13 protein-coding genes and 1 pseudogene are annotated in these 15069 nt (G+C 60.9%); 9 read left to right on the top strand and 5 right to left on the bottom strand.

From position 1 onward, the window contains the following. Window positions 1–136: 136 nt before the first annotated feature. From mnmC to PQR53_RS14770, 7 genes are all read left to right on the top strand, one after another. Entirely contained in the window at window positions 137–2104 is a 1968-nt protein-coding gene (gene mnmC, locus PQR53_RS14800; RefSeq protein WP_408454971.1) for a bifunctional tRNA (5-methylaminomethyl-2-thiouridine)(34)-methyltransferase MnmC2/FAD-dependent 5-carboxymethylaminomethyl-2-thiouridine(34) oxidoreductase MnmC1, read from the top strand. An 882-nt stretch (window positions 2105–2986) separates the two neighbouring features. Then, the gene (locus PQR53_RS14795; protein WP_408454870.1) at window positions 2987–4192 is read left to right on the top strand and encodes a cation:proton antiporter; all 1206 of its coding nucleotides are present in this window, start codon (window positions 2987–2989) and stop codon (window positions 4190–4192) included. 129 nt (window positions 4193–4321) lie between these two features. Beyond that, window positions 4322–5437 carry a YbdK family carboxylate-amine ligase gene (locus tag PQR53_RS14790; RefSeq protein ID WP_408454867.1) on the top strand — a complete coding sequence of 372 codons (1116 nt, stop codon included), beginning with the start codon at window positions 4322–4324 and terminating at the stop codon, window positions 5435–5437. Between the two features lie 538 nt (window positions 5438–5975). Next, on the top strand, window positions 5976–6614 hold the full coding sequence (locus PQR53_RS14785; protein WP_408454864.1) for a MarR family winged helix-turn-helix transcriptional regulator: 639 nt from the start codon (window positions 5976–5978) through the stop codon (window positions 6612–6614). Between the two features lie 127 nt (window positions 6615–6741). Then, complete coding sequence (locus PQR53_RS14780) at window positions 6742–7455, top strand: glutamine amidotransferase (RefSeq protein ID WP_408454861.1); 714 nt, start codon at window positions 6742–6744, stop codon at window positions 7453–7455. Between the two features lie 73 nt (window positions 7456–7528). Continuing rightward, window positions 7529–8641, top strand: coding sequence for an NADH:flavin oxidoreductase/NADH oxidase (locus tag PQR53_RS14775; RefSeq protein WP_408454858.1), 1113 nt, complete (start codon window positions 7529–7531; stop codon window positions 8639–8641). Between the two features lie 220 nt (window positions 8642–8861). Next, window positions 8862–9377, top strand: a complete 516-nt coding sequence (locus PQR53_RS14770; RefSeq protein WP_323043354.1) for an SET domain-containing protein — start codon at window positions 8862–8864, stop codon at window positions 9375–9377. A gap of 73 nt (window positions 9378–9450) precedes the next feature. Here the strand turns inward: PQR53_RS14770 and PQR53_RS14765 are convergent, their stop codons facing one another. After that, complete coding sequence (locus tag PQR53_RS14765; RefSeq protein WP_408454854.1) at window positions 9451–10953, bottom strand: sensor histidine kinase; 1503 nt, start codon at window positions 10951–10953, stop codon at window positions 9451–9453. A 143-nt stretch (window positions 10954–11096) separates the two neighbouring features. Continuing rightward, entirely contained in the window at window positions 11097–11783 is a 687-nt protein-coding gene (locus PQR53_RS14760) for a response regulator transcription factor (RefSeq protein WP_028197606.1), read from the bottom strand. A 174-nt stretch (window positions 11784–11957) separates the two neighbouring features. Here PQR53_RS14760 and PQR53_RS14755 point away from each other — a divergent pair, with 174 nt between their 5' ends. After that, window positions 11958–12182: a DUF3717 domain-containing protein gene (locus tag PQR53_RS14755; RefSeq protein WP_408454968.1), complete on the top strand. Its 225-nt coding sequence runs from the start codon at window positions 11958–11960 to the stop codon at window positions 12180–12182. A gap of 93 nt (window positions 12183–12275) precedes the next feature. Here the strand turns inward: PQR53_RS14755 and PQR53_RS14750 are convergent. Further along, window positions 12276–12578, bottom strand: a pseudogene (locus PQR53_RS14750) (4a-hydroxytetrahydrobiopterin dehydratase); the annotation flags it as partial. Between the two features lie 92 nt (window positions 12579–12670). Then, a complete protein-coding gene (phhA, locus tag PQR53_RS14745; protein ID WP_408454851.1) occupies window positions 12671–13561 on the bottom strand; it encodes a phenylalanine 4-monooxygenase in 891 nt (296 codons plus the stop codon). 148 nt (window positions 13562–13709) lie between these two features. Between phhA and PQR53_RS14740 the strand changes: the two genes are divergently transcribed. Continuing rightward, a complete protein-coding gene (locus tag PQR53_RS14740; RefSeq protein WP_179735278.1) occupies window positions 13710–14201 on the top strand; it encodes an Lrp/AsnC family transcriptional regulator in 492 nt (163 codons plus the stop codon). A gap of 108 nt (window positions 14202–14309) precedes the next feature. Here the strand turns inward: PQR53_RS14740 and PQR53_RS14735 are convergent, their stop codons facing one another. Next, window positions 14310–14846 carry a class IV adenylate cyclase gene (locus tag PQR53_RS14735; RefSeq protein ID WP_408454848.1) on the bottom strand — a complete coding sequence of 179 codons (537 nt, stop codon included), beginning with the start codon at window positions 14844–14846 and terminating at the stop codon, window positions 14310–14312. Between the last annotated feature and the right edge of the window lie 223 nt (window positions 14847–15069).

Raw genomic sequence — 15069 nt, 5'->3', positions numbered from 1 at the left:
GGCTGAAACCCAGTAGGGACGGGGCTTAGCGTTGGTTTTTGCCAACGTTGCAGCGCGTCCTTTTCGCCGCCCGGCGAGCTCCGCGCGCTGGCGGTAACGTGTGACTCGCGCTTTCGAGCGTCATTTTCCGCTGCGCATGACCGATCCGCTGATCCCCGCCGTCCTCGCGTTTCGCGACAACGGCACCCCCTTTTCGCCGCTCTACGACGACATCTATCACAGCGCTGTCGGCGGTCTCGAACAGGCTGAATACGTGTTCCTTCGCGGCAATGAGTTGCCGGCGCGCTGGCAGGGCCGTCGCATTTTCACCGTGCTCGAAACCGGCTTCGGCATGGGCATCAACTTCCTGACAACCTGGGCCGCCTGGCGAGCCGATCCGGCGCGTTGCGAGCGGCTGCATTTCGTGTCGACCGAGAAGCATCCGTTTACTCAAGCCGATCTGCGCAGCGTCTATGCGGCGACGATTTCAGATCCGGCGATTGCCGCGCTCGCGAATACGCTGGCCGCTGAGTGGCCGATGCTCGTTCCCGGCACGCACCGGCTCGAATTCGAGGGCGGACGGATCACACTGACACTCGTCTTCGCCGACGCGCTGGAAAGCCTGCCAGCATTGAGGCTACGTGTAGATGCGTTCTATCTCGACGGTTTCGCGCCGGCCCGGAATCCGGAGATGTGGACGCCCGCGATCTTCAAAGCGCTCGCTCGCCTGGCCGGCGAGGGTGCCACGTTCGCGACCTACAGTAGTGCCGGCGACATCAAGCGCGCGTTGATGCAAAACGGCTTTGTGTACCAAAAAGTCGACGGCTTCGGCTGGAAACGCGCGATGCTGGTCGGCCATTTCGCGCCGCGCTGGCGCGTACGTCGCTATGAGCCGCCCGCGCCGCTTGAAGTCGATGAGCGGCATGCGATCGTGATCGGTACCGGGCTCGCCGGCTGCGCGGCGATCGAGCGCCTGGCGTCGCGCGGTTGGCGCGTCACATCGCTGGAGCAGCACGCGTCGGTGGCGCAGGACGCCTCGGGCAACCCGGCCGGCGTGTTCCATCCAATGATCTCGCGCGACGACAGCGTCGCTTCGCGCGTCACGCGTGCGGGCTTTCTCTACGCGCTGAGACGCTGGGCAGCGCTCGAACGGCTTGGTCACTCTCCATTACGCGGCGCCCCAGGCCTGTTACAGATCGCTGCGGATGACGAGGAAGCCCGCTCGATGAGTGAGGCAATCGCGGCGTTCGGTTATCCGCCCGAATACGTCACGCCCGTCTCGCTGAGCGAAGCACAAAACCTCGCGGGCATGCCACTCGCGCAGAGCGGCTGGTTCTTTCCCCATGGCGGCTGGATCGACCCGGCGTCGCTTTGTGCCGCGCAGTGCGCAGCGGCGGGCGATCTGCTCGAACGCCGTTTCGGCGTGGAGGTGGCGCGCCTCGAGCGGTCCGGTAATCAATGGACCGTTTTCGACACGGGAGGGCAGGCCGTTGCGCGCGCGCCAGTGGTCATTGTCGCGAGCGCCCACGACGCCGCGCGCATCGCCGGGTTGCAGCATGCTCCAACCCGCAGCATCCGCGGTCAGTTGACCTTGCTGCCGCCGGGCACCGTACCCCCGCTCGGCATGCCGGTGATGGGCGTTGGCTACGCGGTCCCGTTAGCCGGCGGCGTCACGCTGACCGGCGCTACTTACGAACTCGACGATCCGGACACCTCGCTGCGCGCAGATGGCCATCTGGAAAATCTGGAGCGCGTCGCGCAGATGCTGCCGCCCTTTGACGGCATCGTCGACCCGGCGCGGGCGGCGGCGCTCACCGGGCGCGTGGCGTTTCGCTGCGTGACAAGCGACCGGATGCCGATGATCGGCAACTTCGCCGACGAAGCCGCCTCGACGCGCGACGCCCAACGCCTGCGTGGCGCATGGCCGCTCGATTTGCCGCGCGTCCATGGCCTGTACGGTGCATTCGCCTACGGTTCTCGCGGACTGGTGTGGGCGGCGCTCGGCGCTGAGTTGATCGCCTCGCAGATCGAAGGTGAACCGTGGCCGCTCGAACGGGATCTGGCTGAAGACATCGATCCTGCTCGCTTTCTCCTGCGCGCGTTGCGCCAAGGCACAGTGAGTTAACCGCCCGCGTGACATTAGGCCACGGCGCACCGGAAACGCACGCTGCGGACCTAGCCTCTCGCGATAGAGAGTTATCCACCGAAACTTGTGGATAACCAGATCGTTTACCGGCGCAACTCATGTGGAACCGTTGTGGACGTAAACGGGGTAACTTTGCCCTCGCCGAAAATCGCGAAAAGTTACCCTTGTATACCCGCCGCTACCGCACATGCTGTGCATCCTGTTATGCGAGCGGCAACGTGATGAATTGATTAGGTAAACCAGAGTTATCCACAGAAACCGAGGCAGCTTGTTAACTGTTACTACGTATACATACGGTAAACCTGTAAACAGAAAGGCCGTGGCCAGATCGAGCGCGATCGTTGAGCTTGAATCGCCGAAAGTTGGAGAAAAACACCTGCCGCCGTGCTCCAGGAAACACATCTGCAACGTCGAGTCTGTACCCTATGAGAGCCGAGCCGTCCTTTAAAACGGTCGCTTTTTCCTCATCTTGCGAAGATAACGTACGTTTTTACCGTTTTACCCGCATGTTCCTGTCTTTTCGGTCAAGTCTTAACAAGCTATGGCACAATCGCCGTTCTTTTCCGCGTCGTGCCTCGCCATTGGCGGCACACGCTGCAACGGAACGGTGCCGCTCAATCAGAATCTGATTCAACGTCGACGGCATTCTTTCACCGTGCCGGGCCGGTTGCTGCGGCCGCATCCCAGAACGCGCCACGCTCTTTGCGGCTGCGGCGCGTTCAGATCATCCGATCATTGAAAACTCGCAACGCGGATCACGCGAAGCGATCGCGACAGTGAGCGCCTCATGCGCTCATCCGTTCGCCGGTGTTTGTGCCGGCTCGTGTCGTCTGCCGTTGCTGCCAAGGAGAACCCATCACGATGAAGTCGGCGTTTTCATTTTTTCCAGCCTGGCCCCTTACACCCGACGCCATTTTTTGGGCTGGTCTTGCGTTGCTCGCCGCCGGCCTGTGCGGTGAGCTTTGCTATCGCGCATGGCGTTTGCCCCGCATCTCCGGGTACGCGGTCATCGGCCTGGTCGCAGGCGCAGCCGGTTTTGGCGTAATCGACGCGGATTCCGCGAGCGCTGCGCGGCCGTTGCTCGATGTCGCGCTCGGTTTGTTATTGTTCGAACTCGGTAGCCGGCTCGATTTGCGCTGGATTCGCCGCAATCCCTGGCTGATTCTGTCGAGCGTCGCTGAAGCGACGTTGACTTTCGCGCTGGTTTTGCCTGTTTTGTTGTTCCTGAATGTGCCGTTGATGGTGGCGACGGTGCTGGCCGCCATAGCCATGGCGACTTCGCCGGCCATGGTGATCCAGCTCAAAACCGAGCTGCGCGCGGAAGGCCAGGTCACTCAACGTCTGTTGACCTTGACCGCGCTGAACAGCATGTACGCGGTGGTAATCGAAAAGCTCGTCTCGAGCTGGTTGCATCAGGAGATTTACGGCAACGTTTTCGCGACGATTCTGCAGCCGCTATATCTGCTGGTCGGCTCGCTCGTGCTCGCTTATCTGCTCGCGCGCACCTGCACGTTTTTCTATCGCCGTCTGAACATGCAGGACGAGCATTCGTTCGTCGCGCTGTTCGGCCTCGTGCTGCTGGCCATCGCGGTAGCGCATCTGTTCAAGCTGTCGACGATTCTCGCGCTGCTGGCCGCAGGCATCATCGTGAAGAATCATGAAGCGCGCCCGCAGTTGTGGCCACAGCATTTCGGCACGGCCGGCTGGTTGTTGACCGTGATTCTGTTCGTGCTGACGCTGACATCGTTCGAATGGAAGGACATCGCGCTTGGTGGCGTTGCCGCGCTGGGTCTGATTGTTGCGCGTCTGATCGCGAAACTGGTGGGCGTGATGGCTTTTGCCAAGCCGAGCGGCTTGAACTGGAAGCAGGGCATGGCGCTGGGTTTGTCGTTATCGCCCATGTCGGCGCTCGCGTACCTGCTTGTGGACGATACGTACAACCTTTATCCGAATTTCGATCCGCAATTGCGGGCCATCGTGATGTGTTCGATTTTCGTGTTGCAAATTCTCGGGCCGTGGCTCGTGTATCGCAGCCTCGCGGCTGTGGCCGAACGGCGCGAAGAGTAGGCGCGCGCTGCGGCTCGACGCTTCAGGCGCTTGATTTGCGTGTTTTATCCAACTTATTCGATTCAAAAATGGCTGCGTATGTGACACGAGCACGTGTCGCACACCAGCCGACCTGACTCAGGGGACGCCATGTCACTCGAACCCTTCATCGATTCGAAACCGTTCACTTTCGGTGTCGAACTCGAAATGCAGATCGTCAATACGCACGACTACGATTTGACCAAAGCCGGCTCGGATTTGATGCGTCTCATCAAGGACGAAAAAATCCCCGGCAACATCACGCCGGAAATCACCGAAAGCATGATCGAGCTGTCGACCGGTATCTGCACGACGCACGAACAGGCCGTCACCGATTTGCGCAAGATCCGCGACACGCTGGTTTCCGCGGCCGATCGACTGAACGTCGGCTTGTGCGGCGGCGGCACGCATGCGTTCCAGCAATGGAGCGAAAGGCAGATCGTCGATACGCCGCGCTTTCAGTATCTTTCGGAGTTGTACGGCTACCTTGCCAAGCAATTTACGGTGTTCGGACAGCACGTGCACATTGGCTGCCCTGACCCGAACAGCGCGCTGTATCTGCTGCACTCCATGTCGCGCTTCATTCCGCATTTCATCGCGCTATCCGCTTCGTCGCCGTTTGTGCAGGGTGTGGACACCGGTTTTCATTCGGCACGCCTGAATTCCGTGTTCGCATTCCCGCTGTCGGGCCGCGCGCCGTTCGTGTTGACGTGGGACAGCTTCGAGGAATATTTCTCGAAGATGGTCCACACGGGCGTGGTCAACAGCATGAAGGATTTTTACTGGGACATCCGACCGAAGCCCGGTTTCGGCACGATCGAAGTGCGCGTGATGGATACGCCGTTTTCAGTGGATCGCGCCGCGGCGATTGCCTGCTATATCCAGACGCTGGCGCGGCATCTGTTGCTGGACAAACCGATCACGCCGAAAGAAGACGACTACCTCGTCTACACGTTCAACCGTTTCGAGGCATGCCGCTTCGGTCTGGCCGGCAACTGCATCAATCCGCAAACAAGCGAACGCAAAACGATTTCCGAAGACATCCTCGAAACACTGGATCTGATTGCACCGCACGCCGAAGCATTGGGTTCGGGCAATGCGCTTGCCGAAATCGGGGCAATCGCGCGCGGTCAGGTTAATGATGCGACGTGGTTGCGCGGCGTTTTCGAGCAGGAAAAGTCTTTGCACGAAGCGGTCAGGCAGCAGTGTCTGCAGTGGCGAGCCTAGCCTGGCACAGGATCGCTAACGGCTAATCGTAAGGAAGACCCGCTTCATGCGGGTTTTTTTTCGTAATTAAATTTTCAGATCGGGAGGCCTTCAGGTTTTTCTAAAATTTACGTATACACATGTAGTAGTAGTTAACAAGCATTGCATCTGCCTGTGGACAACTGAATAATTCCCTGAAAAGTCAAAGTGCTACGTAAACCATAACCGGGCTGATCCGAGGCGTATCGGCTGCGGTAAACGAGGACAACTCTGGAGCGGGCACAGGCAACAAATCGCTTATCAAGAATCGACACACAGGCCATCCCCTGTGTTTTCTCATGGTTATCCACAGCTTGCGTTGGATAACTTAGCTGTACGATTGGCCGGTCTCGCATAGAATGTCGTTTTCGCCGTCTTTGGCTTGCAAGGCGGTAAATTTTTGAGATAGTAGAAACCGTCTCGTCTATTTTTGGGCGAGGCTACCCCACACAGGCTACGGGTGTGCTCGGCAGCGGTTCGCCGGCATCGCACGCAAGCTTTAATAAACCACACGAAGATTATGAGCGAAGGCGTATACGGAGAACAGGCAGGCGGGCGAGTGACCCACAGCCTATTGCGATTGAGCACGGCCATGCGGAGCCAGGCTTGGGAATGGGCGGAAGGCGCAGGCCTCACGCCGACCCAGGGCGAAATCCTGGTCTTGCTGATGCAGCGCAAAGGCCCGATGCGTCTTGGCGAAATCGCGCGTGAAACGGCCCTGACGGCTGCCACCACCAGCGATGCAGTGAGCACGCTCGAGACCAAAGGTCTGGTCGAAAAGCGCCGTGCCCTCGACGATGGCCGCGCCCTCGCGGTCCGTCTGACGGCGCGTGGCCGCACCGCCGCGAAGCGCGCTGCGCAATGGCCGGACTTCCTGGCCAAAGCGGTCGGCACTCTGCGCGACGAAGAGCAAACGCTGTTCTATCGCACGCTGCTCAAGACGATCCACCAACTGGAAGCGCAAGGCACCATTCCGCCGCATCGCATGTGCCTGAGCTGCACGCACTTCGAGCCGAGCAAGAATCCGAAGAAGACGCCGCATCACTGCGCGCTGCTCGACATGAACATGTCGGACACGAATCTGCGTCTCGATTGCTCGGTGTATGAAATGGCCGACGTCGCCACCCAAAAGAAGACCTGGAAGATCTTCGCCCAATAAGGCGGCTTCTTCCGGGACAATCCGCTACACTGCCAAACCGTGTTCCAGCAGACGGCAATCGTCGCCTGCCGGACGGTTCGCGCCGCGTAGCGGCAAGTCTTTAGTCAACCGAAGGTGGGACGGGCTGATGAATCGCGAAGTTCTGGCCATTCGCCACGTGCACTTCGAAGATCTGGGCAGTCTTGAACTGGAGCTCGGCGAACGCGGCTGCCCGGTGCGCTATCTCGACGTCGGCTTTGCCCGCATCGAAGCACCAGACCCGGTTGCCGCATCGCTCATGGTCGTACTCGGCGGCCCGATCAGTGCAACCGACGACGCGCTTTACCCCACGCTCGTTCCGTTGCTCGCCATGATCGAAAAGCGCATTGCCGCTGGTTTGCCGACGCTCGGCATCTGCCTCGGCGCGCAATTGATTGCGCGTGTGCTCGGTGCCCGGGTCTATCCCGCCGGCCATACCGAGCTCGGCTGGACACCGCTCACGCTTACCGATGCGGGCCGCGCTTCACCGCTGCGTCATCTGGACGGCGCACACACATCAATGCTGCATTGGCACGGCGATACCTTCGATTTGCCCGACAACGCCACGCGTCTCGCCTCGACGCCTGCCTGCGAAAACCAGGCGTTCGCCTGGGGCGGCCATGTGCTGGGTCTGCAATGTCATCCCGAGATTCGCGCTGACCGGTTCGAACCCTGGCTGATCGGCAACGCTGGTGAGATTGCCGGCCATGGTATCGACGCCCGTCAGTTGCGGGCCGAGACCGCGCAGTTCGGTCCGGCGCTGGAAACCGCTGCGCGCCGCATGTTTAGCGAGTGGCTCGATCAGGTCGAGCCGAAACCCTGAACTGCGCGCGCCTGCAGACAATTACCTGCAGTGCTATGCTCGTCCGCTCTCGGGCTTTTACTGGGCGTAATCCATGAGCGCGCTTTTTTCCCCGCTCACGCTGCGTAGCGTGACGCTTCCAAACCGTATTGTCGTCTCCCCAATGTGCCAGTATTCCGCCGAACGTGGCGAGGCTACGGCGTGGCACCTGATCCACCTCGGCAGTCTCGCGTTATCCGGCGCCGGCATGTTATGCATCGAGGCGACCGCCGTCGAACCCGATGGCCGCATCACGCCGGGTGATCTCGGACTGTGGGACGATGCCACCGAAGCCGCACTGGAGCCGGTGCTGGCGGCGATTCGCAAGCATTCGCACATTCGCGTGGCGATGCAGTTGGGACATGCTGGACGCAAGGCATCGAGTCATGCGCCGTGGGACGGCGGTCAACTGATTCCGGTGTCGCAAGGCGGCTGGCTGCCGCACGCGCCGTCGGCGTTGCCGCACAAAGCAGGCGAAGAGCCGCCGCTCGCACTCGATACACCCGCACTGAACCGGATTCGCGAAGCGTTTGCAGGGTCCGCGCGCCGCGCCGCACGCCTCGGCATTGATGCGCTGGAAGTGCACGCGGCACACGGCTATCTGCTGCATCAGTTTTTGTCGCCGATCGCCAATCAACGCAGCGACGACTTCGGCGGCTCGCTCGAAAACCGCATGCGTTTTCCGCTTGAAATCTTCGATATTGTGCGCGCCGCGTTTCCCGCCGACAAACCGGTTGGCGTGCGTGTCTCGGCAACGGATTGGGTCGAAGGCGGCTGGACGCTCGAGGACACGATCGCGTTCGCGCAGGAATTGAAAAAGCGCGGCTGCGACTGGATCGACGTGTCGTCCGGCGGTGTCTCGCCGCTGCAGAAGATTCCGCTCGAGCCGGGCTACCAGATCCCGTTCGCGAGGGCGGTCAAACAGGCCACCGGCCTCACCACCATTGGCGTGGGCCTGATTACGGATCCGCTGCATGCCGAACAGATCATCGAAGAGGGCGATGCCGATCTGATCGCGATGGCCCGCGCGTTGCTGTACAACCCGCGCTGGCCGTGGCATGCCGCGGCGCAATTGGGCGCGACGGTCGAAGCGCCGCCGCAATACTGGCGTTCGCAACCTCGTGAGCAAAAGGCGCTGTTCGGCGACATTTCGTTCGGACAACGGTGAGCCGGCCAACCTGCCTTGCACGCGCACGTCTTTTTGACGGTTGAACGAAGCCGTCTTGAGCGTGTACGATGCCGAATGTGACGCATGAGCGTCGCAGATCGACGCGGCGCTCGCAAGGCGCCGCGTTTGCTATCCGCGTCGGAAAACGCAGCGCGTCAGACGCGGGCATTTCTGACGGCTGCCGGATCTTCACCCCCAGTTCTTCACAAGGATTCATTCAATGAGTTCACGCAGGATCGCCGTGCGCCGTTCGGGAGTGCACGGCAAAGGCGTGTTTGCCATCGAGCCGATTGCGGCCGGCGAGCGGCTGATCGAATACAAGGGTGAGCGGATCTCCTGGAAGGAAGCGTTGCGCCGTCATCCGCATAATCCGGACGAACCGAATCACACGTTCTACTTTGCGCTCGACAGCGGCAAGGTGATCGACGGCAAAGTGGACGGCAACAGCGCGCGCTGGATCAACCATTCCTGTGCGCCGAACTGCGAAGCCGAAGAGATCGACGGACACGTGTACGTGCACGCGCTGCGCGACATCGCCGAGGGTGAGGAAGTCTTTTACGACTACGGCCTCGTCATCGACGCGCGGCAGACCAAGAAGCTCAAGAAGGAATACGAATGCCGTTGCGGCGCGCGTAAGTGCCGCGGCACGATGCTGGCGCCGCCGGAGAAAGAGAAGGGCGCGTCCAGGTCGGACAAGCCGGTAAAGAAGCCCGCGAAAAAGGCGAAGAAGAAATGAAATGCGGGCTGCCTGGGTTGGTGTCATCGAACTCAAGGCAGCCCGTGGCAGCGTGTTGTGACCCACCGCAGAGTCACATATCGATCGGCGCCGAGTGCGCCATTTTTTTTGCCGGGCGCCGTGTCTCAGGTTCGACCTTCGGCTGAACACTGATCGGTATAAGCGGAATGCGCACGATAAAGCGCGCTCCGCCTTCCGGCGCATCTTCGTAATGCACGCTGCCGTGATGCAGCACCATGATGTCGTGAACGATCGCGAGACCGAGGCCGGCACCGCCATCCACACCGGCGTCGCTCTGACCGTCGCCGCGGAAGAATCGTTTGAACAGATCGGCTTGCTGCGCGAGCGGCACACCCGGTCCATTGTCTTCGACGATGATCTCGGCCATGCGCAGCTCGTCGATCACGGTTTGCGACACCGTCACGGTGATGCGTCCGCCATCGAAGCGCGAAGGCGGCACGTACTTCAGCGCGTTATCCAGCAGATTGGCGATCACTTCATGTAGCAGCACTGGATTACCACGCGCCATCAGCGGGTGATCGTTGGTGGGATCGTCGAGGCGCTGAAAACCCAGGTCGACATGAAACGTCAATGCGCGCGGCACCCACTCGGCACCCGTGTCGAACGCAAGTGCGGCCATATCCACATTGACGAACCGAGCCGCTTGCTCGCCCGGCTCAGCGCGAGCGAGTGAAAGCAGTTGGTTCGACAGCCGCACGGCGCGGTCGGCGGCTGCCCGCAGCTCACGGACCGCGGCGAGCGTTTGCTGCGGGTCGCGTGCAACCGCGGCCTGTTCCGCATGCAGCTTGACGGCGGTGAGCGGCGTGCGCAGCTGATGTGCTGCGTCGGCGATAAATTTGCGCTGGCCTTCGAGGGCGGTTTTCAGACGGCCGAGCAGCGCATTCAGCGCACCCGTGAGCGGCCGGATTTCAACCGGTACATAGGTTTCGTCGACCGGTTCGAGGGACGTGTGGGTCTGGCGGTTCAGCGAGTCCGCCAGATCGGTCAGCGGATTGAGCTGTTGATTGACGACGCGCCACACAATCACCCAGCCCGCCAGCAGCAACAACAGCAACGGCATCATGATCGCGACCAGAAACTCCGCGGCGATCCGAAAACGGTGATGCACCGGCTGACCCACTTCGACAACGATCGGATTGCCGGTGGGCTGATCCACGCGCACCTGTGCGACACGCACGGTCACGCCTTCATGTTGCGTTTCGAAGACGTATGCGTAGTGCATTCGGCGCACGCTGGTGCCTTGCAGCGGCAGATTGTGATCGCCGGCGATTTCGGTTTCGCCGTTGCTGATCCGATAGACGAGTTGTTCGACCGGATCAGAGAACATGGCCTGTGCGAGCGGCGGCACCGTCACCTTGGCGTCGGGGCCGGCAATCTGGATCTGTTTGGAGATCGCGGTGGCGAGATCGGCGAGCGAGCGGTCGACCACGTGCTGCGTGTACTGCCACGCCAGCCAGTAAGCGATCAGGCCGCTCATCAGCGCGAGCAGCGAAAGGGGAGCAGCGAGGCGCCGCAGCAGCGTGCGGCGCAGACTATTGGCGGCCGGCTGGGGCATGATCGAACGCGCGGGAAAGAAGCAACGGCGACAAGCGCCGAGAAATCCGCCGGATGCCGGCGAAGTGCGCACCAAGGTGCGCGGCGCCGGCCTGGCGCCGTCAGGCCGCAACACAGCAACGCCGTGTGTGGCCCTTGTGACGATTATGCGGCCTGGCGGATTTCCTGCAACAGATAACCGAAGCCACGCACCGTGACGATTTCGACACGGCAGTTTTCGAGCTTTTTACGCACCCGGTGCACATAGACTTCGATCGCGGTATCGCCGAGATCGCCGCCGAAGTGCGTCAGATGGTCTTGTAGCTGAGCCTTGCTGACCACGCGACCGTGGCGCAGCAGCAGCATTTCGAGCACCGCGAATTCGCGGGGCGACAGTTCGAGCGGCTTGTCGTCGTTGAAAATGCGGCGATCGACGCCCGACAAACGGACCCCGCCCAACGACACTTCCGGACGCGGCATGTCGCCGTGCGGGCCGCTGCGGCGCATCACGGCGCGGATACGTGCTTCGAGTTCGGTGGGTTCGAACGGTTTCAGCATGTAGTCGTCCGCGCCGGAATTCAGGCCTTGCACACGGTCGTTCAATTCGTCGCGCGCGGTGAGGATGATCACCGGCGTGTGACGATTGCTCTGACGGAAGCGTGCAAGCAGCGTCATGCCGTCGATACCGGGCAGCCCCAGATCGAGGATCACCAGTTCGTGGCGGTTTTGGGTGAGGGCCTGCTCGGCGAAAATGCCGTCATGGACCATGTCGACAGTGAAGCCGGCTTGTTCGAGACTGCTTTGGATGCCGCGTGCGATGGGGCGGTCATCTTCGATCAGAAGGAGTCGCATGGATTTCGCTCAAGTACAATGGGTTTAGGCGTTTAGGCAAGCGGTTCGCCGGGGGCGCCTGCTGCACAGGCAACGTGCCGCGTGGCCGTGCCGAACCGGCACCGGGTGGCCAAGAAGCAGCTATCGAGCCGCCATGAAGTAGCCATCAAGCAGCCACTGAGCGATCACGACGTCATGTCCGAGATAACGATTAACGAACTGGAAGCCGCGATCAACTTCTGGCGCGCCCGCTCACCTTCGAGCGGCGACGAACTCGTGCTGTGCAAGGAGGCAAGCGCGCTCTCCAAGCCGTATGCGCTAATGATTGTACAGCGTCAGCAGACGCTATCGCCGGATCGTTTGGACAGGATTGCCCGGCAAGCGTGGGATTCTTACGTGCGCCTTAATAATAGCCTGTAGAACTGAAGGTTTGGGCACCAGATTGCCTGCAATGTCCTTTCATTCACGCCAATTGTTCGCTGCAAGGCGTACCCATGCGCCCAATCGCCTGTATTACGCTGTAATAGTGTCGATAAATCGTGCCAATTGGATGTCCCGTTCGGTCAAGCCATTGGCCTCGTGTGTCGACAGCGTGATTTCCACCTTGTTGTACACGTTGAACCATTCCGGGTGATGGTCCATCTCCTGGGCCTTGATCGCCACGCGCGTCATGAAGCCGAATGCTTCGTTGAAGTCGGCGAATTCGAAGTGGCGCTGGATCGCGTCGCGGCCTGCTACGGCTTGCCAGCCATGCAGTTCCGCGACTTGCGTGGTGCGTTCTTCGGGAGTCAGTTTGTGAATCATCATGCTACCTCGTTGATCAGATCAGGCACGCCGGTAGGCGTGCGCATCAGCTATTTTTTCACGGATGCCATCAGCCTGCTGCCGGCCCCCGCTCAGCTTGATCGTCAGATATCGCCGTCGGCTTGCCAGCCTTCCTGCGAGCCGTGCGTGATGACGTGATCGCGCTCGAGTACTTCGCCTGCGGCGAACGCTCGCTGCGCGGCCAGCTCTGCCAGCAACGGCGCGAAGTCGGTTTGTGCGACGCGGAACAATTGCGCGAAGTCGTCGATCACGAAATAGGTTTTCTGGAACGTGTCGATGCGGTAGCGCGTGCGCATCACGCGTTCGAGGTCAAAGCCGAGCCGGTTCGGCGCCGCGCTTTGCTGGCTGTAGAGCGTCTCGCCTTTGCTCGACACGATGCCCGCGCCGTAGATCTTCACGCCGTTCGGGCTCGCCGGGTCGCGGATCAGGCCGAACTCGACTGTGTACCAATAGAGCCGCGCGAGCAGCGGCAGGGCGCCAGCGTCATTGGCGGCAAGCGCCGCGCGGCCGTACGCGTGCATGTAGTCCGCGAACACTGGATTGATCAGCAGCGGCACGTGACCGAACAGGTCGTGAAAGCAGTCCGGCTCCTGCAGATAATCGAGCTGGTCGGGGCGGCGCATCCACCATGTCACGGGAAAGCGGCGGTTCGCCAGATGCTCGAAGAACACCTGATCAGGCACGAGCCCAGGCACGGCGACGATTTGCCAGCCGGTCGCCGGGGTCAGCCTGGCGTTGATTTCGTCGAACGAGGGCACGCGGTCGGATGGCATGCCAATGCAGTCGACGCCTGCCAGAAACTCATCGCACACACGGCCTTTGAGCAACGCGGTCTGGCGTGCGTAAAGCTGTTGCCAGACAGCATGGTCGACGGCGCCATATCGTTCGGTCGGCTGGTCGATGGTGAAATCGGCGCGGGTTTCGAGGCCGGCGTCGAATTGCTCTTTGAGTTTGGCGGTGTTGGGTGTGGACATGATGCTGCGCGCTCTACGATAACTGCGGATTGAAACGGTGATGCAAGTGTAGAGCGGCGAGCGTGCGGAAAGGGCGCAATGATGGCGTTATGGCGCGTCGTTATGCAATAATCGTGCATAATTTACGGACTTTACGCGGATATCAATCATGCTGGAACTCGATCACTTCGATCTCGCGCTTCTGGACGTTCTGCAGCGTTTTGGCCGGGCCACGCATCAGCAGCTGGCTGAGCAGGTGCCGCTGTCACCGTCACAGATTGGGCGGCGCTTGCAGCGGTTGGAGCAGGTGGGTGTGGTGGATGGTTATCGCGTCGTGTTGCGGCCGGAGAAACTTGGGCTCGGCGTAACGGCATTTACGAGTCTGAAGTTGAAGCATCATGGCGACTCGATCATCGAGCAATTCCAGCAACAGATCGACGTGCTGCCGGAAGTACTGGAATGTCACGCAGTGGTCGGCGACGCCGATTATCTGCTGCGCATTGTCGCACCCGATCTGAACTATCTCTCGGCGTTTGTGATGAAGAAGTTGATGCGTGTGCCGGGCGTTGACAGCGTGCGCTCCAATATCGTGTTGACCACGTTCAAGCGTAATGGACCGTTGCCGCTCGGCCATTTGTCGCCGGGGGCCGCGGCCGTTTGATGCGGCGAAGTTCCGGCCGCTCGGGCCACTGAAATCGCTGAAACCGTGGGGTCTTTTCGGGCCGCTGTTCCCGAACTGATTTCGCCCGCGGCCCGCGATGGTTAAGTTTTACGCAGCCTGCTTCGGTTCACTGTCCGGGCTCAGCAGATCGACGTAGGCGACCGCTACCAGATCCGATTCCGGCACGCCGAGGCTCTGAAACATCGCGTGTGCTTCGGCGTGGCCGCCTTCTTCGTCGTCGTCCTGAGCCAGCACGACTTCAAGCTCGACAAAATCGCCAAGACCGTCGACGCGGTCCAGATGAATCCGCGTACGGCCAGTTAGATAAACATGGCGTTCCTTCGTGACGATGCCACGCGTAGTCAGCGCTGTGGCGAGCAGCGCGTGCATCGCTTCAGGGTTGGTCACCGGGCTGCGCGTGTAATACGACGCTTTGGGGCCGTCGCGATCGTCGCGCTGATAGAAGATCAGTTCGGCCGGCGTGCCGTCGTCGAACTGGCGCAGCTTCAGGCGGCCACGCGGGACATCGTAGAAAAAGTCCTGCTGGCGGAAGATCAGTGGGGCGTCCGGCGCGAGCTTCGCGGCGCGTTCGCGCAATTGCTCGAAATGCTGGGCGCGGGCTTTGATTTCAATGTTGCGTGCCATGTCAGGCTCCTGTCGAAGGATGGCGTGGTCGGCGGCTTCAGGTGTTGCCGGGGCGAAGCTGCCAGGAAGAAAGAAGTCAGACGGAACAAACGATGCGGGGTCGGCAGGTGAGCGCGAACCCTCAATCTAACAAAAAGTGCGTGACGGCGTGGTTTCAGATGACGGGATCGACGGAAAGGGGCCTGTCAGTGTGACTTGCGAGAGCGACTGGCGTTGATCACAA

The organism is Paraburkholderia fungorum, from assembly GCF_046027605.1.
Lineage (GTDB): Bacteria > Pseudomonadota > Gammaproteobacteria > Burkholderiales > Burkholderiaceae > Paraburkholderia > Paraburkholderia fungorum_F.
This window is presented reverse-complemented; position numbering and strand designations above follow the sequence as displayed.

Bases quoted from the DNA above. Each gene is read 5' to 3' on its own strand.
- PQR53_RS14785 (WP_408454864.1), top strand. From the start codon at position 5,976: ATGAGCGAAGGCGTATACGGAGAACAGGCAGGCGGGCGAGTGACCCAC.
- mnmC (WP_408454971.1), top strand. From the start codon at position 137: ATGACCGATCCGCTGATCCCCGCCGTCCTCGCGTTTCGCGACAACGGC.
- PQR53_RS14780 (WP_408454861.1), top strand. From the start codon at position 6,742: ATGAATCGCGAAGTTCTGGCCATTCGCCACGTGCACTTCGAAGATCTG.
- phhA (WP_408454851.1), bottom strand. From the start codon at position 13,561: ATGTCCACACCCAACACCGCCAAACTCAAAGAGCAATTCGACGCCGGC.
- PQR53_RS14760 (WP_028197606.1), bottom strand. From the start codon at position 11,783: ATGCGACTCCTTCTGATCGAAGATGACCGCCCCATCGCACGCGGCATC.
- PQR53_RS14765 (WP_408454854.1), bottom strand. From the start codon at position 10,953: ATGCCCCAGCCGGCCGCCAATAGTCTGCGCCGCACGCTGCTGCGGCGC.
- PQR53_RS14795 (WP_408454870.1), top strand. From the start codon at position 2,987: ATGAAGTCGGCGTTTTCATTTTTTCCAGCCTGGCCCCTTACACCCGAC.
- PQR53_RS14735 (WP_408454848.1), bottom strand. From the start codon at position 14,846: ATGGCACGCAACATTGAAATCAAAGCCCGCGCCCAGCATTTCGAGCAA.
- PQR53_RS14755 (WP_408454968.1), top strand. From the start codon at position 11,958: ATGTCCGAGATAACGATTAACGAACTGGAAGCCGCGATCAACTTCTGG.
- PQR53_RS14740 (WP_179735278.1), top strand. From the start codon at position 13,710: ATGCTGGAACTCGATCACTTCGATCTCGCGCTTCTGGACGTTCTGCAG.
- PQR53_RS14770 (WP_323043354.1), top strand. From the start codon at position 8,862: ATGAGTTCACGCAGGATCGCCGTGCGCCGTTCGGGAGTGCACGGCAAA.
- PQR53_RS14790 (WP_408454867.1), top strand. From the start codon at position 4,322: ATGTCACTCGAACCCTTCATCGATTCGAAACCGTTCACTTTCGGTGTC.
- PQR53_RS14775 (WP_408454858.1), top strand. From the start codon at position 7,529: ATGAGCGCGCTTTTTTCCCCGCTCACGCTGCGTAGCGTGACGCTTCCA.